This is a genomic window from Shewanella sp. Pdp11 (assembly GCF_002838165.1).
GTDB lineage: Bacteria > Pseudomonadota > Gammaproteobacteria > Enterobacterales > Shewanellaceae > Shewanella > Shewanella hafniensis.
In genome coordinates, this window is sequence record NZ_CP015194.1 from 4,631,376 (window position 1) to 4,654,256 (window position 22,881).

A 22,881-nucleotide genomic window follows, 5' to 3' on the forward strand; every position below is an offset into this window, starting at 1 on the left:
TCACCATGAAAAATAAGCACAAATTTATGTTAAGCGTTATGGCTCTGGCGTGCCTTAACTCTCTCAATGCTAACGCCGAGATTTTTAGTTTTGACACTCGTAGTTCACTGAATTCAGATACATTAGTGCTATTCCAAAGCGCTGATGCTACCACCTATGGGATCGATTTTTTACCTCAGTCGACCCAAGACCAATTAAACCTAGCGACAGCTGATAACAGCTTTTCCGGTAAGCAAGGTGAAATCCTTGAGATTTTAGTACCCAGCGAAATCGATGCTAAGCGGGTTTTATTGGTCGGTATTGGCGATGCAAAAACCTTAACACCCGGCGACATTAATACAATCGGCGGTAATGTTGCAGCCAAACTCGATACGGTTCCCCAAGCCACAGTGCGTGTGCTTACCCAAGGTTTAACGGCCGCGCCGTTATTTGCCTCAGAGCTGGCCCACGGTATTGAACTGCGCAGCTATCGTTACACTCAGTTCAAGGCGAATACCCGCGCCGAGAAGAACTACCAAATCGCCGTTGATGATTTAAGTGGCAACCAGAAACACCATAAAAATCTGCAAGCGGTTGAAGCAGGTGTGTTTTTAGCACGCGATCTCACCAACGCGCCCGCGGGCATTATGTATCCCGACAGCTTTGCCAATGAGGCGAGAAAACTCAAATCCCTCGGCGTTAAAGTCACAGTATTAGAAGCCAAAGATATTGAACGCCTACAACTGGGCGCCTTAGCAGCAGTCGGTAAAGGCAGCGAACGCCCACCAAAATTAGTGGTTGCCCATTGGCCGGGCAGCAAAGACGCGCCAATCGCACTGGTCGGTAAAGGTATCACCTTCGACTCAGGCGGTTACAACATTAAGGCGACGGGCACTTCAATCGCGCGAATGAAGTCAGATATGGCGGGCGCAGCCACTGTGCTTGGCACAGTTAAAGCCATGGCACTGCAAAAGGCGCCAATCAACCTAGTGGCGATTATGCCGATGGCGGAGAACATGGTCTCTGGCCACGCGATGATCCCAGGGGACGTGATTAAAACAGCCCAAGGGCTCACCGTTGAAGTGCTTAATACCGATGCCGAAGGTCGCTTAGTGCTGGCCGATGGGCTCTGGTACGCCAGAGAAAACTATAAACCTTCTATTATTGTCGATGTCGCGACCTTAACGGGCTCCAAAGTTGGCGCACTCGGCAGCGTGTATGCGGGATTATTTACCGACTCTGAGACCTTGGTTCAACAGTTAACCTATGCGGGACAACAGGTTGGCGAGAAAGTGTGGCGTCTACCCTTAGATCAAGCCTACGATGATGAGCTTAAGTCTACGATCGCGGATCTGAAAAATACGGGTAAAGAAGGTAGCGCAGGCGCTTCCTCTGCGGCCATGTTCTTAAAACGCTTTGCGGGCGAACAGCCTTGGGCGCATCTCGATATCGCGGGTAATGCCTTGACCGCCACCGATACCGCCGTTGTGCCTGCGGGCGCCACAGGTTACGGCGTACGCTTACTCAGCACTTGGTTAACTCAGCCTAAGAAAAACTAGGTTCTAGGTTCTAGGTTCTAGGTTCTAGGTTCTAGGTTCTAGGTTCTAGGTTCTAGGTTCTCTAAAATTTTGTTTTAACTGAGTTTATGCTTAAAGGGATATCACTGATATCCCTTTTTTATGCCCGAAATTTAGCTCAATCCATTCACCGAAAAGTCATCGTCTACAATCCAGATCCAATTCCAATCACGCCAAACCCGCAGCTGCAGTGGAAAAAACGATTGGGTCTGACCTTCTCGCATTACAGTTCGATTAAATCGATTAGGATAATAGTTTTTATCCGTTATCTTAATTTAATGCGAGTCGGTAATATGCTTCACATCGACAGGACGCAAGCAAATGTCCTGTTATGAACTTAAGCAATCATCAACTCAATGGAAGCATAAAATGACTCAATCAATTATCAACAGCACAATCAAACCATTCAAAGCCACTGCCTATCACAATGGTGAATTCGTTCCAGTAACGGAACAAGACCTGTTAGGTAAATGGTCAGTTGTGTTCTTCTACCCAGCAGATTTTACCTTTGTTTGCCCAACTGAATTAGGCGACATGGCTGATCACTATGAAAAACTGCAAGGCATGGGTGTTGAAGTTTACTCAGTATCAACTGACACTCACTTCACTCACAAAGCATGGCATGACACGTCAGACACCATCAAGAAGATCAACTTCCCAATGCTGGCTGACCCAACAGGCACTATCAGCCGTAACTTCGGCGTGATGATTGAAGAAGACGGTTTAGCACTGCGTGGTACTTTTGTGATTAACCCAGAAGGCCAAATCAAGGTCAGCGAAGTTCACGATTTAGGCATAGGCCGTAGCGCTCAAGAGCTTGTTCGTAAAATTCAAGCTGCTCAATATGTTGCGACTCACGATGGTGAAGTTTGCCCAGCTAAATGGCAACCAGGTGACGACACATTAGCACCGTCTTTAGACCTAGTTGGCAAAATCTAATTTAGCCTGCAAAGCGTCAACCCCGCCAGTCTAGCGTCCCAAGCTGATTGGCGTTACAACCAACACAGTTGTAGCGCCACGCAGCAAAGGATTAAGCCCGCCCCTGCAAGGGCCTAGACTGGCCCCCTTACCTATCCCTTTTACGCGATTTTGGAGTCATCACATGTTAGATGCGAATTTAAAAAATCAACTGCAAACCTATCTGCAAAACCTCAAGAGACCAGTTGAACTTGTCGTGTCTGCAGATGAGAGCAAAAAGTCTCAAGAATTAAAAAGCTTAGCGCAAGACATTGTCAGCCTATCTTCTCTGGTGAGCCTGAAAGAAACTCAGGGCAAACGCACCCCGGCGATGACAGTGATAAACCCACAACTTAATACGCAAATCAGCTTTGCGGGTCTGCCTATGGGTCACGAATTTACCTCACTTGTGTTGGCCTTACTGCACACGGGTGGACACCCAATCAAACTCAGCGATGACATTATCGAGCAGATCCGCAATCTGCCGGGCAAATATGCCTTTGAAACCTATGTCTCACTGACCTGCCAAAACTGCCCAGACGTAGTACAGGCACTGAACATGATGGCGGCGATTAACCCGAATATCACCAACGTGATGATCGACGGCGCCCTGTTCCAAGACGAAGTGGCGAGCCGTAACATTATGGCCGTGCCTTCTGTCTACTTAAATGGCGAAGTGTTTGCTGCTGGCCGTATCAGCATTGGTGAGATTTTAAATAAGTTGGATACCAATGCCGCAAGCCGCAAGGCAGATGAAATCAATGAAAAAGCCCCATTCGAAGTTTTAGTGGTGGGCGGCGGCCCAGCCGGTGCAGCGGCCGCTATTTATGCAGCACGTAAAGGCCTTCGCACTGGTATTGTTGCCGACAAGTTTGGCGGCCAAGTCGCTGAAACCGTCGGTATCGAGAACTTTATTTCGGTCAAAGCGACCGAAGGTCCAAAGCTAGTGGCAAACCTTGAAGCCCATGTACGAGACTACGAAGTCGATATCATGGACAACCAAAAAGCCGTGTCATTGACGACTGACGGTTTGTTCGAACTTGAACTGGCCAGCGGCGCTAAATTACGTAGCCGCACCGTATTGTTAGCCACAGGTGCCCGCTGGCGTGAAATGAACGTCCCCGGCGAGAAAGAATACCGCGGCAAAGGTGTTGCTTACTGCCCACATTGCGATGGTCCGTTATTTAAGGGCAAACGTGTTGCAGTGATCGGCGGCGGTAACTCAGGTATCGAAGCGGCTATCGATCTTGCCAACATAGTAGAACATGTGACTGTGCTGGAATTTGATAAAACCCTGCGCGCCGACGATGTGCTGCAACGTAAAGCGGCGTCTATGGGTAACATTAAAATCATTACCCAGGCCATGACCACAGAAGTGACTGGCGATGGTACTCGGGTTAATGGCCTGAACTACACCGACAGAGCCACTGGCGAGAGTCACCATGTCGCACTTGCAGGTATCTTTGTGCAAATTGGGCTAGTGCCGAATGCGGAATGGTTAAAGGACACTATCGATTTAACCCCAAGGGGCGAGATCATAGTCGATGAGCGCGGCCAAACCTCAGTCCCAGGTATTTTTGCCGCAGGTGATGTCACTAACTCACCGTTCAAGCAAATTATCATTGCCATGGGCAGCGGCGCGACCGCATCACTGGGTGCATTTGATTACCTCATTCGCCACAGCGATGAAGAAATTAGCGATACCAAAGCAGCATAATAGTAAAACATTAACCGCATAAACTAAGAAGCCAGCGCAAGCTGGCTTCTTGTTTTTAATAGTATTTATTTCGAGTCTTGTGAGTTTATCGAACGCTTTAAACTATGGAATAAACTGGCAAATACGAAGGTTGAAAGCAACAAGATTAAGCAAAGTAGCCGTACCCAAGGCACTTGCCCCTCAAGTAACCAATTCAAAAAAGCGGAAGAAACCATAAAACTGGCAAAATAGGCATATTGTAATTGTGTCATGCTAAGTACCGCTATCGACTTTTTTCGTTAATAAAATACGCCACCAGCGCATTGGCGTGCCCATGACCGAGTTGGTGCTCACGCTTAAGCCAAGCCACCATTTCCATATGTTTTTTACCTTCAAGACCTTGCAAAAGCGTTAGCCAGTGGGCGATCGGCTGACCATAGGTTTTCTCGATAGAAGGGAAATAAGATGCGGGGCCTTTCACTTTTACGCTATCGGCTACTGTCGTCGGCTGAGTTTTTCCTGTCATAACAGATGTCCTTATCTTGATATTTTTAGAGTTTACTTCAATAAAATCTAGCCTAAAGGTAGGGATTCTCTAACCGAATTTGCATTAAGGTTTCAGGCGTATCGACCGCGTTGAAACCAAACTGGGCGTAGAGTCCATGGGCATCGCGGGTGGCGAGCATTATCCGCCTAAGTCCTTGCAGTTCAGGATGTTCCATAATTGCTGCCATCATCAACTTGCTTAAGCCTAAACCACGGTGCGACTCAAGTACAAACACATCGGCAAGGTAAGCAAACGTGGCTTTATCTGTGATTAAGCGGCCAAAGGCTACTTGTTTAGCTTCATCATCAAGTACAGCAAAACACAGGCTATTGGCTAACGCTTTACGCAGCAATGCCTTTGGCATGCCCTGCGCCCAATAACTGTTACTGATAAAGCCATGAATAACCTCAAAATCCATTTCCGATTGCTCTGTGCTGACTCTGTATTCCATTTTTCGTCCCAATATTGTTATAAGCACGACTTATTAATTTAACTTAGGCTTTTTTCGCACTCATAAATAGCATAAAAGCCATCGCCAATAACAACAATTTAGCTAGCGAATACAAAGCCCCCGCGAAAGTAGCGGTTGCAACTGAACTCCTTGTCGATACCGGTTTACATGGCTTCGATTTGCTCAACCATGAGTTGCAGCGAGAAATTACCGCGATACTCATTCACATCGAGCTTATAGACGATACGGGCATGGTTAATCGTTGCATCGGGCCAAGTGTGTAAATCCACATTAAAGGCAATCGCATCGAGCATCACAGTACCGCACTGGGTTTCAAGCACGAGTTTAAGGTGGCGCTCACCGACTATCCGCTGCTGGATAACCTTAAAATAGCCATCGAACAACGGCTCCTCGAAGGCTTGCCCCCAAGGCCCGGCATTGCGCAGTAACTGAGCCATCTCAAGATTCAGTTCTGTGGGAGTGAGTTCACCATCGGACCACAGCTCGCCGGTTAGCAGTTCAGGTTTGAGTAGTTCACGCACGCCGTCATCGTAGGCTTTAGCAAAGGTCGCAAAACTGCCGGCTTTGAGTGATAAGCCCGCCGCCATCGCATGGCCGCCAAATTTAATAATCAGTCCCGGATGGCGCGTGTTGACCAGCTCGAGTAGGTCGCGCATATGCAAGCCTTTGATCGAACGCGCCGAGCCTTTGATTTCGTTATTGCCCGCATCGGCAAAGGCGATCACGGGCCTGTGGTATTTGTCTTTAATGCGCGAGGCCAAAATTCCGATAACGCCTTGGTGCCAATCTTCTTGAAATAGCGCAATGCCCCAAGGTAACTCGTCTTCGTTGAGCTTTAACTGCTCGAGGCTTTTTAAGGCTTCCTGCTGCATGCCGACTTCCAGCTCACGACGCTCTTGGTTTAACCCATCGAGCTCCGCTGCCATACGCCGGGCCAGCATCATGTCTTCACAAAGTAAGGTTTCGACCCCAAGCGCCATTTCATCCAGCCGGCCTGCGGCATTAAGCCTTGGGCCCACGGCAAAACCAAAGTCAGATGCAACAATACGCGCCGGATTTCGCTTCGCCACTTCAAGCAGCGCGGTAATGCCCACACGGCAGCGGCCCGCTCGCACACGCTGCAAACCCGCTTCGACTAAAATGCGATTATTGGCATCCAGCGATACCACATCGGCAACCGTGCCGAGGGCGACGATATCAAGCAGCGTGCCAAGATTGGGCTCAGCAATAGCGCGCGTTTGATACCAGTTTCGCGTTCGCAGCTCAGCCCTTAATGCCGTCATCAAATAAAAGGCGACGCCGACACCGGCAATCGATTTACTGGCAAAGGGGCAACCCGGTTGATTCGGATTCACTATCGCATCGGCATTAGGCAACTCGTGTCCGGGTAAATGATGGTCGGTAATCACCACTTGCATACCAAAGGCTTTGGCGGCGGCAACGCCATCAATCGATGAAATGCCGTTATCGACAGTGATCAGCATTTCAGCCTGTTTAGAGGCCGCAACGGCAACAATTTCAGGGCTTAAGCCGTAGCCGTAATCGAAGCGATTGGGGATCAAATAATCCACTTTCACCGCCCCCATCATCCGTAGCGCCAGCATACATACGCTAGTCGATGTGGCGCCGTCTGCATCAAAATCACCGACGATCAGAATCGACTTATTCGCCTGCATGGCATCGGCAATAAGCGCCGCAGCTTCGGGCAAGCCTTTCATAGTTTCAGGCCTTAATAGACCCTTGAGGACAAGTTCGCATTCGTGGGTGAGCGCACCGCGGCGAGCGTAAAGCTGCTTCAATAGCGGCGAAAGATGAGCGGGTAAATGGCTATCATCAACGGTTGGGCGATGGACTATCTTATGGATCAAGGGACTCAAACTCTTATGAAATCGTGGCGATAAGATAACAAAAAGGTGAGCCTTAAGCTCACCTTTAGTGGGATAAATTTGATTATTTTGACTGTTACTGACGTGCTTCTAAGGTGCGTAATAAGTCCGCAGGAGGTTGATAACCTGGGATCATATTGCCATCTTCTAACACGATTGCCGGCGTACCATTCACACCAAAGGTGGTGCCTAAAGCATATTGCTCAGCAATTTTTGCATCACAGGTGGCGGCAGATACTTTTTGGCCAGCTTTAGCGTCTGTCATGGCTTTTAATGGATCTTTAGCGCACCAGATAGCCTGCATTTCGTCGGCGTTAGCTGACGGCACACCCGCACGCGGGAAAGCCAAGTAACGCACTGTAATGCCAAGCTTGTTGTAATCAGCCATTTGGCTGTGCAATTTACGACAATAACCACAGCTCACATCGGTAAATACAGTGACCACGTGTTTTTCATTTTTCGCTTTATAGACAAGCATATTATCTTCAAGCGGCTTCATCATAGCTAAACGTGGGCCAGCTAATGCCGCTTCCGTTAAGTTTTTCATGCCTTTATCTAGGTCATACAAACTGCCGTGGAACAATTTTGAACCATCACGACTAATATAGAGCACGCCGCGGTTAGTCATGGCTTGATACAAACCTTCAATCGGTGAATCCTGCATAGAAATGACTTCAACATCCAACATCTCAGTCAGTTTTTGCTTAATAGCAGCGGTATCTGGCGAGGTCGCTGTTGCGGCGTTAGCAAGAGGAGCTACAACAAGGGCAAAAATTAAAGATAATGCTCGGGTTAACTTCATGGGACATCCTATAAATTGGCTCTCGGTCAAGAGATGTTGAGGTCGTTCAAAGGCGATATACTTAATAGACCCCGTATGGTGGCAAAAAGTTACAGACAAGCCGCGCGGAAAGCAAATTTATGCTGTAACTAAATCCTTTTTCAGCCTCTTGGATGATGCTGTTGATGCAATTCCTGCAACCTTGCCCGCGCCACGTGGGTATAAATCTGCGTAGTCGACAAGTCGCTATGGCCTAACAGTAACTGCACCACCCGCAGATCGGCACCGTGATTGAGCAAATGGGTAGCAAAAGCATGGCGCAATGTGTGCGGTGATAATGCGGTTTCAATCCCCGCACGCAGGGCATACAACTTAATTCGATGCCAAAAGGTTTGCCGCGTCATCATCTGCCCGCGCTTTGACGGAAACACCACATCGGATTGCTTATTACCTAGCAGCTCTTGGCGGGCAAACTTCAAATAGCGCTCGACCTCAGTAACGGCTAATTCACCCAGCGGCACAAGGCGCTCTTTGCCGCCCTTACCCACAATGCGCACTAAGCCTTGGCGCAAGCTCATCTGCTCCATCGTTAGGCCAACGAGTTCACTCACCCGTAAACCTGTGGCGTACAAAAGCTCTAGCATGGCTTTGTCGCGACATTCGACCGCATCTTCCACATTGGGCTCAGACAATAAGCGATCGACCTGTGATTCACTCAATGAATCGGGTAAATGGCGGGTTAATTTGGGCGACTCAACTAAGGCCATTGGATCGGCTGAAATCTGTTTGGTCTGCACTAAATAAGTATAGAAACGCCGTAAACTACTGAGCAGCCGAGCGCTACTGGTGCGCGCAAAATCCTGCTCGACTCTATAGGCTAAGTACGCCCTGATATCGGCCTGTGAAACCGCGAGCAGCGTTACCCCTTGCTGACCTTGATAACGATCAAAATGGCGCAGATCGGTGCGATAGGCCGATAAGGTGTTGTCACTCAGCCCCTTGCTCGACCAAAGATCATCAAGAAAAACATCAATAAGTGGATCGGGCTGATATGTCTTAGGCACAAATACTCCATAAAAAAACGGCGTCATCAAATGATACGCCGTTGATATTAACTTAACTAAACGTAAGCCTACATCAGCTTAGCTGAGTCCAGCGTAAATACGCGAGCACAGGACTTAGGCTGCCGCAGTTTTACCGCGGCCACCGCCAAACACTAAACACAGTGCTATGGTCACAATTGTTGGCAATAACCAAGCCATACCTTCTTCATAGAGTGGCAGCTTAGATAACACTGGAGACATAACATTCACTACATGGATAAAAACCTGTGCTAAGCCATTCATGGCTTGACCATCAGCGTCAGTCAAACTTTTCGCTGCCACTTTAAGACCATCGAAGATGCCGAAAAACAGTGCCACGCTCAGTACTGCACGATGTGCAAACTGTGGATTCGCAAAATAAGCGGTCAGGAAAGTCACAACCACAAGAGCAATAGCCACAGGATAAATCGTCATTAATACGGGAATACTAATAGCAATCAACTGACTTAGGCCCACGTTCGCAATCACAGCGCATATCAAGCTTAAAAAGATCACCAGGAAACGGTAAGACAGTTTAGGCATCAGCTCATTGAAGAACTCAGAACAGGCACTCACAAGGCCAACCGCAGTGGTTAAACAAGCTAAAGTCACGACCGATGACAACAAGACTGAGCCTAGTTCCCCAAACTCGCGGGTCACGTAATTTGTTAATATTTCGCCACCATTTTTAGTGCCGATAGCGATATCGCCAGCGGTTGCACCTAAAAAGAACAAGGACACATACACAAAAGTTAAACCAGCGGCGGCAATAAAGGCTGCACGGATTAGATACTTAGTTTGATCACTAGGTTGGTCAATGCCCTTTTTACGCAGGATATCAATAATCAACATACCAAACATCAAGGATGCTAACGTATCCATAGTGTTATAGCCTTCCAAAATACCTTTGGTCAGCGGATGCTGTTGGTAATCCCCCACAGCTTGGCCTACTTCGGATGCGGGTAAAAACATCACAGATGCAGCTAATCCCACCAACAAAATCAATAAAATAGGCGTTAATACTTTACCTACGCTATCGAGCAACTTACCAGGGAAAAGCGCCAGCAACATAGTGACAGCGAAGAAACCTAATGTGTATAGCAGTTGCGACAGGTTCAGTTCTAAACTGCCGAGTAAAAATGTAGCCGTGGTGTCATCGATAAAGGGCTTAGCGCCAATCTCGTAAGCCACTAAACCGGTACGCGGCGCAGCAAACGCAGGGCCGATAATAATATAAATTGAAACAGCCAATGCCGTTGCTGTAAATACTGGCAGCATAGCCATAATCTTACCTTGAGCCTTAGCGACAGCAATCAGTCCAACTAAAGGTAAACCTACGGCGGTAATCAAAAAACCCAACATGGCAAGGGGCATATTATCGCCCGCTAACATACCCGCGAACGGTGGAAAAATTAGGTTACCTGCTCCTAAAAAAAATGCGAAGGTCATAAAACCTAAGCCCAATGTATCTGCGATACTCATCTGATTGTCTTGCACTGGAAGCCCCATCTTGTCTTATTGTTTTTTTACAAACTTAAGTGATTATGTGTCGATTAGCCATAGCTAAAACAAAGCCCATCCGGAGTGCAAATCTTTGTTTACACAATTCCGTGGTAAATATGTTCGATACCTGTCGAGTTTATAATCTATGACGAACTATAACGCAGCAATACTGACTACTAATTCACCATTAAACTCGTTTACCTATCCGTTAATCATAAAAGTGATTAAAAATGGGGGCGAAACTAATACCAGACTTAAAGCACCAATACAAGACAACAAGACTGTTAGGATAAAAAAAGCGAAATAATGCTAATTACCTGCTAAAAAAAGGTTTCCAAGGCAATAAAATAAAGCGTTAATTAAGTAAAATCTGTATTGCGCCGTAAAAAATAAAATCTTATGCCGACACAAATTCATACATCTAGGGCAACATCTTCTGTTTAAAAGCATTGGCTAAAAACGAGGGCTAGAATTAGAATACTTCCCGCCTAATATTGGGCCTATTCACCTTAGAACGGCAAAAATTAACTCTCCATGGCATTCACTTTTAAACAATTTCATATCGATGATATGAATTGCGGCATGGCCGTAGGCACAGACAGTGTCGTCCTAGGCGCGTGGGCTCAACTGACCACAGCGAAAACAGTGTTAGATATTGGTGCTGGCAGCGGCTTACTCAGCTTGATGGCTGCGCAGCGCAGCCAAGCACACATTACCAGTGTCGAGTTAGACGCCAGTGCAGCCGAGGCTTGCCAGCATAACTTCCACAATAGTCCGTGGGCGAATCGACTCAACTTAGTCAACAGCAGTATCCAAGACTTTTGCCAACAGGTTGAGTACCAAGGGTATTTTGACCACATCATTTGTAATCCACCCTATTTTGAGCAAGGCACACAGGCGATACAATCCCAGCGCGCTATGGCCCGTCACACAGATAGCTTAAGTTTTGCCGCGCTACTCAATGCCATAGATTTATGCCTCTCGCCCCAAGGTCAAGCCACCTTGATTCTGCCGATGCAAAGTCTGCCGCGCTTTGCTGCATGTGTTGCAGAGTCGTCGACACTCGCTATTGCCAAACAAGTACCAGCCAAAAGTGTGAGTACCAAGGAGGCGAATCGGGTATTAATTGTGGTCAGCAAAGATCGGCAAACTCCTACTGAACACGGGGAGCTGACGATTCGAAATAGTGAAGGCAAGTACACAGAGCAGATGATCGAACTCGCTCGAGATTTTTACCTCAAGCTATAAAGGCCACTCTCTAAAGTGGCTGTTAAGTTAAATAGTCTTTTATTTCAAGCAGTAAACTGCATTACATTTAAGATGACATCAGGTTAAAGCCTTGTAGCACAGGGCTTTAACGGTCGGTCCACTTCTCTTTGATTTCTATTATTTTCGGTAAGTTTTCGGCAAATAATCTGACCAATACAGGGTCAAAATGCACGCCGCTTTGCGCTTGAATGTAGTCCATGGTTTTGTCGACTGACCACGCCTCTTTGTATGGTCGCTTGCTGGTTAACGCATCAAATACATCGGCTAAGGCCACAATTCTGCCCTCTAAGGGGATTTGCTCACCTTGTAGCCCATGGGGATAACCCGTGCCATCCCATTTCTCATGGTGAGTAAGTGCCACTGATTTAGCTAAACGCAATAACTCAGAATCCACCTCGCCAATAATTTCAGCACCAATTTGAGGATGAGTTTTCATGATCTCGAACTCCTCATAGGTTAACTTTCCAGGCTTGAGCATTATGCTGTCGGCAATACCAATTTTGCCAATATCGTGCATAGGCGCGGCATGTAACAAATCATCCGCCTGCGATTCCGTTAAGCCGTAGGCTAGCGCCAATATTCGCGAATAATGACTCATTCTCAGTACATGGGTGCCGGTTTCATTATCTTTGTATTCCGCTGCCCTGCCCAAGCGCTGAATCACTTGCAGACGCGTTCGTTTCAACTCATCAGCCTGAACCAGCGACAAATGTGTTTTTACCCTAGCTTTGACGATCGCCGCTGAAATAGGTTTGGCGATATAGTCCACACCACCCGCGGCAAAGCCTGCGGCCTCGTCGTGTTCATCATTGAGTGCCGTCACAAAAATCACCGGAATAGACTGGGTTTCAGTCATAGTCTTCAGTATTTGACACACCTCAAAACCTGTCATATTTGGCATCATAATATCGAGCAGTATCAGTGACGGTTTTTCGATTTGTGCTAAGCGCAGTGCCTCCTCGCCATTTTTAGCAAAAATGAGCTGATAGTCTTGATGCAGTATTTGCTTCAACACCCGTAAATTGACGGGCTCATCATCCACTAGCAATAAGGTTTGTTTCGATTCAGTTGCTGTCTGCATTACCACTCCTCATGTGTGGAGATAGCGACCCTGAGTGCCATCAACGCCTTGTAGGCGATATCAAAATCAAAGTCATCTAAGGCATTAACAATACTGGTTATCGCGGCTCTATTTGCATCATCAGTGAGTTTCTGTAGCGCGATAAGCTCCGCCTCATCAAAGGAGTGATGGGAAATCGCCGCAAGAAGCGCATCGATATGGGGCAAAATATGCTGTGCGTAATCGGCCTTTTTCGATAGGTTATTCGAGGCAGGATGTTCGGGTAATGTCGCCCCCGCAATATAGGCTTCTATCTCGCCAAATGAGGCACAAACGTCATCAAATATCTGCGGTATCGACTCAGGTTCGGCACTTTCCATTTGGCTAAACAACTGCATCCATTTTGACAAACCTAAGTTGCCACTGACGCCCTTTAAACCATGGCTCAACTGCTTTATCCGCTGGAGATCATCTTGATTGATTGCGCCTTGTAATTGCTGGCTTTTGTCAGGCCACTGGGCAACAAACTTGGTCAACTCTTTGATGTATATAGACAAGCTCCCCCACAGCTTTATGCCATGCTGCTCGTCAATCACGAGATACCGATTTGACTGGGGCAATTCCACCACAGTCGTCAGCGGCTCGAGTTTAAGTACTCTGGCAATCTCACGGCTTAAGTGCGCAAAATCAATAGGTTTATTGGCAAAGCCATCCATACCTGCTTGTACTGCGGCGTTTTGGTCTTGCTCTAATACACTGGCCGTTAAGGCAATAATCGGCATGTGCACCAGTTGCTCTTCAGCTTCCTGTTGACGACGTATTTTAGCAGCGGTTAATCCATCCATAATCGGCATTTGCAGATCCATCAGGGTGATGTCAATCGAGCCTTTTTGCATGCGAACTAAGGCCTGCTGACCATCACGAGCCGTGATCACCTTATGCCCCAAACGGGTGAATAATACCGTCAGTAAATCAATATTCTGCTGAATATCGTCAACCACTAATATGGTCAACGGAGGCAAAGCCGTGATGTCAGATTGTTGTTTTGATAAGGTTTCGCAGCTGACTTTTAAGGGAATCGTAAAACGGAATGTACTGCCCTTGCCCAACGTACTTTGAACTTCAATGTGTCCGCCCATCAACTCAACCAACTGTTTACTGATAGTCGTACCTAAACCTGTGCCGCCGTATTTGCGGCTCATGGACGCATCGGCCTGCGAGAAAGCATCGAATACATGCTGAAGCTGATCCGGCGACATACCAATCCCAGTATCCGCAATCTCAAAGGTCACCTGTTGGTCATGTTCAGGATAAACGCGGACAGTGACGGCACCTTCAGACGTGAATTTTACCGCATTGCCCACTAAGTTAATCAGCACCTGCCTGATCCTTTCTGGTGAGCCGACATAGTTGCTTGCCATAGATGGCGCGATATCCACGCCTAAAAACAAGTTCTGGTTTTTAGCTTGCAACCAAAGTGTTGAGATAACAGTGTCGATTTCATCGGTTAATGAAAAAACGCGACTTTCGAGCTCAAGCTTACCTTTGTCTAATTTGGCGCTATCCAACACATCATTGAGCAAATGTAACAGGGATTTGGCGGAGCGATTAATGGTAGTTAACTGTTTTTGCTGCTCAAGCTCTAGTCTAGATTCTAATAAAATATCGCTAAAGCCTATGATGGCATTCATTGGTGTGCGAATTTCATGGCTCATATTGGCTAAAAATGCCGAACGTGCAGCAGCGGCTTGCTCAGCATTATTCTTTGCTGTAACTAAGTCCTGCTCCATTTTTTTGCGTTCGGTAATGTCCATCACAAACCCATCTATCCAGAGCTCACCATTGGACTCATCGTTTATGTAGTTGCCATGTTCAAATAACCAACGCACTTCACCATCACGACGAATAATGCGATATTCCATTGAAAACGTCGGTGGCTGTGCACTGTAATAAATAGTATCAAGATCATCAGGATGATAAAGATCGGAGAAAAACCGTTGGGGATGAGGCAACTCGAAATCTGCAGCCGGATAACCTGTGATGTTTAATACCGCATCACTGATGTAAACCATTGGCCAGCCTTGAGTATTTTTACAACGATAAGCAATGCCGGGGATATTACCGATCAAAGATCTAAACTTGGCTTCATTATTTTTAAGCTCAAGCTCCATTTCATTACGCTTGCTGAGATCAGTGATAAAACCGACAAAATAATGATCTTTCCCCTGCATCACATGGCCAATGCTTAAGTTAATCGGCACTTGGGAGCCATCTTTATGCTGCGCTTCAACCTCTCTGCCAAGCCCAATAATTTTAGCTTTGTGTGTTTCAACGTATTTAGCTAAATAGCCATCATGCTCTTCACGAATGGCATCTGGCACAATTTTCTTCACGTTAAAGCCCATCAGCTCATCGGCTCGCCAACCTAGAATCACGGTCACAGCTTTGTTCACACTGACAACAATGCCTTTGCCATCAATAGTAATAATCCCATCGATTGCCGTATTCATCATGGCGCGCATTCTGTCTTCATTGGATTTTGCCAACTGAGTCAAATCTTTATATTTGAAGATCAGGTTTACGATTAACACTAGGCTGATAATGGTGACAGTAATGACGGACACGCCAATGGCGAGATAGAAAGAGATTTCAGAGGTTTGCTGAGTTAATTCCAACCCTTCAGGCTTAACAAAACGCGCAGCCGCCATACCGGTATAGTGCATACCTGAAATCGCCAGTCCCATTAAGATACTAGCGAGAAAGTTACTCGTTATCGGATTGATATTTAGCGTGATTAATTTATTTACGCCAGTCCTGACCCACAATGCAATAATAGCCAGCAATACAGCCACTATGATAGAAAGCGCAAATATTAATGGGTCGTAACGCAGTAGCGGCGCCATTTCCATCGCAGCCATGCCAACGTAATGCATAGTGCCAATCCCCGCGCCAACGAGGGTGCCACTGATCAACACCTGTGAGAAGCGAAAGCTAGGTTTAGCTAATAGATTCAACGCCACCCATGAAGCAGCGATACTAGGTAACAAAGATAGGGCTGTCAGCGCAAAGTTGTAACTCACGGGCGAACACAAATCAAAAGCCAGCATGCCGATAAAATGCATCGACCAAACTCCGCCCCCCAACACAAGACTCCCTGTGAACAACATGATCTGTTTACGGAAATGGGACTGGCTCGTGACCGCTTGCGTTGCAACCTGAAAGGTCATAAAGGCTGAAAAAATTGCAATACAAATAGACAGAGTAACCAGCGAGGGATTGTAGTAGACGTTTAGTAACAGACTGTCTTGGGACGAGATAAAAAAATGTGATAACCCATCGAATGTCATATCGTTTTCAGCCCATCTATCAGAAACATAAAATCCAATCAAAACCTGTTTGCTTATCTTCCCGAGCAGGGCTAACGCTCAGGAACCCACTTTAAATAACGCTAGTAAGTGGATAAATATTTATGCCAAGGCTCCTAAAAACACATCACTCAATCCATCGAAATAAACCTTAACAACAGCCTATCTTCATTATATTCGCAGTATCTTATAGAAGTTTAAAAAAATGTCTACCCCTTTGATGATAGCGAAGTGCGGAATAACTGCAAAACAGCGGCACGAATGAGCGGCACTAAACACTTATAACCACTCAACCAGCACAAAAGCTGCTGAGATCTCACTATTTTTTAGCAAAACAGACTGCTGAGCGACATAAGTTTATCCCCGCTCAGATTAAGTTATTTAAGTTAACCGCTATAACCTTTATAATGCTTCGCTATTATCCGTCGAGACGCTGCGCATGCAATTTGAAGATTTCCAGCTTGACCCTAGCTTATTAGAGTCGCTTAATGCCATGGGGCATCATTCACCCACCACTATTCAGCAAGAAACTATCCCTTATGCCCTAGAGCAAAGAGATATTCTCGCGCGCGCCCCGACAGGAACAGGTAAAACAGCGAGTTTTTTACTGCCATCGTTGCAACATTTAATCGACTTCCCCCGTCGTTTTGCTGGGCAAGCACGTATCCTGATCCTCACGCCAACCCGTGAGTTAGCCAGCCAAATCCACCGTTATGCGTGTCACTTAGCCACAGGCCAAGGTTTAGACATAGCAATAGTGACTGGTGGTGTGCCTTACGGACCACAAGAAGAAGCCTTAGCGGGCAACGTCGATATTCTGGTCGCGACCCCTGGCCGCCTGATGGAATATTTAGACAAAGGCAATTTCAACGCCCAAGAAGTCGATATCTTAATTATCGACGAAGCCGACCGCATGCTAGACATGGGCTTCTCTTCTGTAGTGCAAGCGATTGCTATCGAAGCCCAAGGCCGCAAACAGAACATGCTGTTCTCTGCCACTTTAGAAGGCGGCGGCGTGCAACGTTTTGCCCGCGAAGTGTTAAACGACCCGATTGAAATCGATGTTGAAGCCCCTCGCAGTGAAAAAGCCAAGATCCACCAATGGATCCACTTAGCCGATGATAAAGAGCATAAATTTGCCCTGCTATGTCATCTGCTGCGCCAAGAAGATGTTAAACGGACGATTGTGTTCGTGAAAACCCGCGACATCGTTTCTAGCTTAGAAGGCCAGTTACTGAAAGTCGGCATTCCCTGCGCATTCATGCGTGGCGATATGGAACAGAAAAAACGTTTCCAAGCCTTAAGTCGTTTTACTAAAGGTGAAGTGAACGTCTTGTTGGCAACCGATGTGGCTGCACGCGGTATCGATATCGATGATATTACCCATGTGATCAACTTCGACATGCCACGCTCTGCCGATACCTATATTCACCGTATCGGTCGTACGGGCCGCGCTGGCGCCAAAGGTACCGCGATTTCGTTGGCCGAAGCCCACGATATGCGTATCGTCGGTAAAATCGAGCGTTATATCGAGCAACCGTTGAAACGCCGCGTGATCGAAGAGCTGCGCCCTAAGAACAAAGAAGCGCGGACACCGGGTAAGAAAAAAGCCAAAGTGAAAGCCAAAGAAGCAGCGAAGAAAACCAGCAAGAAAGAAGCGGCGAAGAAAGCGAGTAAAATCGCCCGCAAGAAGAAGTAACCTCTGCTTGAAATCATCCAACTAAAGCCGCTATATGCGGCTTTTTTATTACCTAAATTTAACTCAATGCAATAAATCAACTGGCGAGTAAAAGCTAATCATAAAATATAGAGCATGAAATACGGCCAACTTAACTCTGCCAATCCGTAAGCTAATTGTTCCTTATTTCAATATATTCCAATCACCTAAGTGAACCTTTCACCCTTTATCTGTTCTAATTTCCGCCAAAATATCGGTTCCTAGTGAGCAACTGCGTCAAACCATCACTTTTAGACACATTTAATTTACAAAAATAAATTTATTGGCGCGGCCGACTCTGCTACTTTAACCCCATTACGCGATTAGCATGGATGTAACAATAATATGATGAAGACCTTACTGAGGAGAGCATCTCCTTTATTAATTTTGCTGCTGTTTGGCTTAGGCGCAAAAATATTAATGCAAACCAAGGAGGCGCCAGAACAAAAACCGGAAGAGATGCCCATTCCTATCGTTGACGTCACGCAAGTGACTCAGCAAACGGTATCGCTAAACTTACCGTCCTACGGTGTGGTTACCCCAAAATATAAAACCCAGCTTGTGACCGAAGTTCAAGGCAGAATGCTGAGTATTTCCGCTGATTTTGTGGCGGGTGGCATAGTCAAAAAAGGCGACCAACTCGCACAAATCGAGCCCTCAGATTACGAGGCTGATTTAATGCAAGCCGAAGCAACACTAGCCCAAGCTACCGCCGCGCTGAACGAAGAAATTGCCCGCGGTGAAGTCGCAAAAATCGAATTCAAAGGCTATGACAAGGGCTTACCCCCAGAGTTAGGTCTGCGTATTCCACAGCTTAAAAAAGAGCAAGCCAACGTTAAATATGCGCAGGCCGCACTGGCGCGTGCCCAACGTAACCTTGAGCGCACAGTTATCCGCGCGCCGTTCGATGGCATAATTAAAGCGCGTAATGTCGATTTAGGTCAGTATGTTAGCTTAGGTACAAACCTAGGTGAGCTTTATGACACTAGCGTGGCTGAGATCCGCTTGCCGATTTCCAATGATGATTTAGCCTACCTAGAATCGGTTGATAATCCAGATACTCAAGTGACGCTGAGCGCTTCTTTGGCGGGTAAAGAAAATACTTGGGTTGGCAATATTATCCGCAGCGAAGGCGTAATCGATGCTGAAAATCGCATGGTGTATTTAGTCGCTGAAATCAAAGATCCGTACCTGCGCGCCAATAAAGTTGCTGGCAGCTTACCGCTTAAATATGGCAGCTTCGTCAATGCAGTCATTAAAGGGCGCACCGTTGATGGCATAGTAAAACTCCCTCGGCATGTGGTTCGTAACGATCATGTCGCCTTAGTGAACGACAAAAATATTGTTGAAATGCGCCATGTGAATATCGTTCGTAGCGATCTCGACAATGTGTATATCAAGGACAGTCTAAAAACAGGTGAGCGCGTCGCCACCACTCACTTCAACAGCATGGCAAACGGTCAACTGGTCAAAGTCTTAGGTGAAGCGGCATTGCCGACTGAGACGCCAAAAGAAGACACGCCCGAGTCGAGTCTTGCGGCCACTGGAGTGAAATAATGGACACTCAAAAAGGGATCTTAGCCTGGTTCGCCCGCAACAGTGTGGCCGCGAACCTGTTAATGTGGGCATTGCTGGTCGGCGGTTTGTTCAGCACTGTCTTGATCAATAAAGAAGTGTTTCCTTCTTTCGAACTCAATTTGCTGAATATTTCCGTCGCCTATCCGGGCGCGGCGCCGCAGGAAATCGAAGAAGGCATCAACATCAAGATTGAAGAAGCCATCCAAGATATCAATGGTATCAAGAAGGTCACGTCAGTGGCGAGCGAAGGGGTTGGCTCAATAACAGTTGAAGTTGAAGACGGTTACGAAGTGCAAACCGTGCTTGATGAAGCCAAGCTAAGGTTAGACGCGATTTCGACCTTCCCTGTGAACATCGAAAAACCCAATATCTATCAGATTAAACCTGAAAATAACGTCATTTGGGTGTCCGTCTATGGTGATATGACACTGCACGATATGAAAGAGTTGGCTAAGTCAGTACGTGACGATTTAACCCAACTGCCAGCCGTGACCCGTGCCAAAGTGACAGGGGTACGCGATTATGAAATCGGCATCGAAGTCTCTGAGAATAAATTACGTGAATACGGCCTGACTTTCTCGCAGGTTGCATTAGCAGTGCAAAACTCTTCCTTTGACTTACCCGGCGGTTCGATTCGTGCCCAAGATGGCGACATCCTGCTGCGCACCAAAGGCCAAGCCTACACGGGGGATGACTTTGCCAATATCGTCGTCACCACTCGCCCCGACGGTAGCCGGGTGATGTTGCCGCAAGTGGCGACCATCAAAGATGATTTTGAAGAACGTTTGGAATACACCCGCTTTAACGGTAAACCAGCTGCGATTATCGAAGTCACCAGTGTTGATGATCAAAATGCCTTAGACATTGCCGCTCAAGTGAAACAATACGTAGAGGATCGCCGCGCGACGCTTCCCGCCAACGCGCAACTCGATACTTGGGGTGATATGACGCACTACCTCAAAGGCCGCTTAAACATGATGATGTCGAACATGTTTTACGGTGCCTTGTTGGTATTTATCATCTTAGCCTTGTTCCTCGATCTTAAGTTGGCATTTTGGGTCATGATGGGTCTGCCGGTATGCTTCCTCGGCACTATGCTGATCATGCCGCTCGAGCCTTTCTCAATGACGATCAACATGCTGACCCTGTTCGCCTTTATCTTGGTGCTCGGGATAGTGGTGGACGATGCGATTGTCATCGGCGAGAGCGCCTACACAGAAGTCGAACGCCACGGTCACTCGGTTGAAAACGTGATCCGCGGCGCGCAAAAAGTGGCGATGCCCGCGACCTTCGGGGTATTAACCACGATTGCGGCCTTTATTCCCATGTTAATGGTTTCTGGCCCTATGGGGATTATTTGGAAATCCATCGGCATGGTGGTCATCCTCTGTTTGGCCTTTTCCTTGGTCGAATCTAAGTTCATTCTGCCGGCGCATTTAGCGCACATGAAATTTAAAAAGCCCGGTGCGCCAAGGGGATTCTTTGGTCGCCTTAAAGCCAACTTTAACGACAGAGTGCAGCACTTTATTCACCACAGTTATCGTAATTTCCTCGAGCGCTGTATCAAGCAAAGATACAACGTGGTCGCGGCTTTTATCGGTGTGTTGGTCCTGTCGATTGCCTTAGTCGCCAGTGGTAAAGTGCGTTGGGTATTCTTCCCAGATATTCCATCAGACTTTATCCAAGTTCAGTTGGAAATGGACGAAGGCAGCTCGGAAGATAACACTTTGAAAGTGGTGCAGAGCATAGAAGAAGCCCTGTACAAGATGAATGACAAAATGGAGCAAGATAACGGCTATCAAGTGGTGAAACACAGCTTTATCAATATGAGCTCCCGCACCTCTGCCTTTATTTTTGCCGAACTGACGAAAGGCGAAGACCGCGAAGTCGATGGTGTGACGATTGCTGCCGCATGGCGTGAACAATTGCCCGAGCTTCTATCGGTCAAAAAACTCAGCTTTAACGCGAGCACCAACGATGCCGGTGGCGATATTTCCTTCAGGTTGACCTCAAGCGATCTCGATGAACTGTCCGCGGCCTCTAAAGAGTTGAAGCAAAAACTCGCCAGCTACGAAGGCGTGTACGATATTGCCGACAACTTTTCCTCGGGTAGCCATGAAATTCGCCTAAAGATACGTCCAGAGGCGGAAGCCCTTGGCCTGACCCTTTCCGATTTAGCTCGCCAAGTGCGTTACGGTTTCTATGGTTATGAAGCCCAACGTATTTTACGTAATAAAGAAGAAATCAAGGTGATGGTGCGCTACCCATTAGAGCAACGCCGCACTGTAGGTTATCTGGAAAACATGCTGATCCGCACGCCAACGGGCACCTCGGTTCCCTTCTCGACTGTGGCACAAATTGAGAAAGGGGAATCCTACGCCTCAATTACCCGTGTTGACGGTAAGCGAGCGATCACGATTACGGCAAATGCCAACAAAAACATAGTCGAACCTTCAAAAGTGGTACAGGAAATCCAAAAGGATTACCTGCCGCAATTACAGGCCAAGTATCCTAAAATCCAAACCGCGTTAGATGGCGGCAGTTTAGATGAACAGAATGCTATGGTCGGTTTACTGCAAGGCTTCTTCTTTGCGCTGTTTACCATTTATGCCCTGATGGCAATCCCGCTAAAATCCTACAGCCAGCCATTGATCATCATGTCGGTAATCCCCTTCGGGATCATTGGTGCCCTGTTTGGTCACTTGATTCAGGGACTCGCGATGAGCGTGTTAAGTCTGTGTGGCATAGTGGCGCTTGCGGGTGTGGTGGTGAACGACTCTTTGATTTTGGTCGACTTTGTTAACCGTGCACGGGAGCAAGGCCAATCGGTTAGACAGGCGGCAGTGGATTCGGGCTGTTATCGTTTTAGGGCGATTATCTTAACGTCACTCACTACCTTTGTCGGCTTAGTGCCTATTATTCTCGAGCGCAGTTTGCAGGCGCAAATTGTGATCCCTATGGCGACGTCCCTCGCCTTCGGTATCCTGTTCTCGACCGTAGTGACGCTGATCTTAGTGCCGCTGCTGTACATTATACTCGACGATGTTAGCCGCTCTAGCAGCCGCTTCTTCAACTGGTGGTGGCAGCCTAAAAAAACCAATGATGAGGACGTTAAGCATCCGGATTTTGAGCAAGCTGTCACGACTGACTATAAGAAAGACTATCTATAGGCTGATAACGACAGGCAGTTAGCGACAGGCAGTTAGCAATAGGCCGTTAGCAATAGACAGTTAATCAATGTCTTATCCTTAAAAAGAGAGCTTAGGCTCTCTTTTTTATTGCCTCAGTTCATTCAATTCCACCCCAACACCTCAGTCACTATGCTGTGAGTAAATTTGCTCTTTCAAGTTGCGATCTAGCTGACAGTTATGCCATCGGGCTTTCGCTACACTGTGCTCAAGTCGTCAGTTAT

General features: G+C 47.1%; 15 protein-coding genes. 7 read left to right on the top strand and 8 right to left on the bottom strand.

Annotated elements, in window-relative coordinates:
- Positions 1-5: 5 nt before the first annotated feature.
- The 3 genes from AYJ58_RS20340 (at position 6) to ahpF (ending at position 4,230) form a co-directional block, all read left to right on the top strand.
- On the top strand, positions 6-1,538 hold the full coding sequence (locus AYJ58_RS20340; RefSeq protein ID WP_106651495.1) for a leucyl aminopeptidase: 1,533 nt from the start codon (positions 6-8) through the stop codon (positions 1,536-1,538).
- 387 nt (positions 1,539-1,925) lie between these two features.
- Positions 1,926-2,495, top strand: a complete 570-nt coding sequence (gene ahpC / locus AYJ58_RS20345; protein WP_063884140.1) for an alkyl hydroperoxide reductase subunit C — start codon at positions 1,926-1,928, stop codon at positions 2,493-2,495.
- Between the two features lie 163 nt (positions 2,496-2,658).
- Positions 2,659-4,230, top strand: a complete 1,572-nt coding sequence (gene ahpF, locus AYJ58_RS20350; RefSeq protein WP_106651496.1) for an alkyl hydroperoxide reductase subunit F — start codon at positions 2,659-2,661, stop codon at positions 4,228-4,230.
- A gap of 262 nt (positions 4,231-4,492) precedes the next feature.
- On the opposite strand, the gene AYJ58_RS20360 is transcribed toward ahpF, so the two are convergent.
- From AYJ58_RS20360 to brnQ, 6 genes are all read right to left on the bottom strand, one after another.
- Entirely contained in the window at positions 4,493-4,735 is a 243-nt protein-coding gene (locus AYJ58_RS20360; protein WP_071938503.1) for a DUF4287 domain-containing protein, read from the bottom strand.
- 52 nt (positions 4,736-4,787) lie between these two features.
- Positions 4,788-5,207 carry a GNAT family N-acetyltransferase gene (locus tag AYJ58_RS20365; protein ID WP_106651498.1) on the bottom strand — a complete coding sequence of 140 codons (420 nt, stop codon included), beginning with the start codon at positions 5,205-5,207 and terminating at the stop codon, positions 4,788-4,790.
- A gap of 164 nt (positions 5,208-5,371) precedes the next feature.
- On the bottom strand, positions 5,372-7,096 hold the full coding sequence (recJ, locus tag AYJ58_RS20370; protein WP_106651499.1) for a single-stranded-DNA-specific exonuclease RecJ: 1,725 nt from the start codon (positions 7,094-7,096) through the stop codon (positions 5,372-5,374).
- A gap of 94 nt (positions 7,097-7,190) precedes the next feature.
- Positions 7,191-7,916, bottom strand: a complete 726-nt coding sequence (gene dsbC / locus AYJ58_RS20375) for a bifunctional protein-disulfide isomerase/oxidoreductase DsbC (protein ID WP_106651500.1) — start codon at positions 7,914-7,916, stop codon at positions 7,191-7,193.
- Positions 7,917-8,056: 140 nt separating this feature from the next.
- Positions 8,057-8,959 carry a site-specific tyrosine recombinase XerD gene (gene xerD / locus AYJ58_RS20380; protein ID WP_106651501.1) on the bottom strand — a complete coding sequence of 301 codons (903 nt, stop codon included), beginning with the start codon at positions 8,957-8,959 and terminating at the stop codon, positions 8,057-8,059.
- Between the two features lie 114 nt (positions 8,960-9,073).
- Positions 9,074-10,486, bottom strand: a complete 1,413-nt coding sequence (gene brnQ / locus AYJ58_RS20385) for a branched-chain amino acid transport system II carrier protein (RefSeq protein ID WP_198555539.1) — start codon at positions 10,484-10,486, stop codon at positions 9,074-9,076.
- 528 nt (positions 10,487-11,014) lie between these two features.
- Here brnQ and AYJ58_RS20390 point away from each other — a divergent pair.
- Entirely contained in the window at positions 11,015-11,728 is a 714-nt protein-coding gene (locus tag AYJ58_RS20390) for a tRNA1(Val) (adenine(37)-N6)-methyltransferase (RefSeq protein ID WP_106651503.1), read from the top strand.
- A gap of 106 nt (positions 11,729-11,834) precedes the next feature.
- Here AYJ58_RS20390 and AYJ58_RS20395 read toward each other — a convergent pair whose 3' ends face one another.
- Positions 11,835-12,830: a response regulator gene (locus AYJ58_RS20395; protein WP_106651504.1), complete on the bottom strand. Its 996-nt coding sequence runs from the start codon at positions 12,828-12,830 to the stop codon at positions 11,835-11,837.
- Positions 12,830-16,156 (bottom strand): MHYT domain-containing protein, encoded by a 3,327-nt coding sequence (locus AYJ58_RS20400; RefSeq protein ID WP_106651505.1) that lies wholly within the window; start codon positions 16,154-16,156, stop codon positions 12,830-12,832. The genes AYJ58_RS20395 and AYJ58_RS20400 overlap by 1 nt, the downstream gene beginning before the upstream one ends.
- Before the next feature lie 457 nt (positions 16,157-16,613).
- On the opposite strand from AYJ58_RS20400, the gene srmB reads away from it, so the two are divergent.
- The 3 genes from srmB to AYJ58_RS20415 all read left to right on the top strand — a co-directional run bounded on the left by srmB (position 16,614) and on the right by AYJ58_RS20415 (position 22,639).
- Positions 16,614-17,873, top strand: coding sequence for an ATP-dependent RNA helicase SrmB (gene srmB, locus AYJ58_RS20405; protein ID WP_106651506.1), 1,260 nt, complete (start codon positions 16,614-16,616; stop codon positions 17,871-17,873).
- 363 nt (positions 17,874-18,236) lie between these two features.
- A complete protein-coding gene (locus AYJ58_RS20410) occupies positions 18,237-19,448 on the top strand; it encodes an efflux RND transporter periplasmic adaptor subunit (protein ID WP_106651507.1) in 1,212 nt (403 codons plus the stop codon).
- On the top strand, positions 19,448-22,639 hold the full coding sequence (locus tag AYJ58_RS20415) for an efflux RND transporter permease subunit (protein WP_106651508.1): 3,192 nt from the start codon (positions 19,448-19,450) through the stop codon (positions 22,637-22,639). The genes AYJ58_RS20410 and AYJ58_RS20415 overlap by 1 nt, the downstream gene beginning before the upstream one ends.
- The last annotated feature ends 242 nt before the right edge of the window (positions 22,640-22,881 follow it).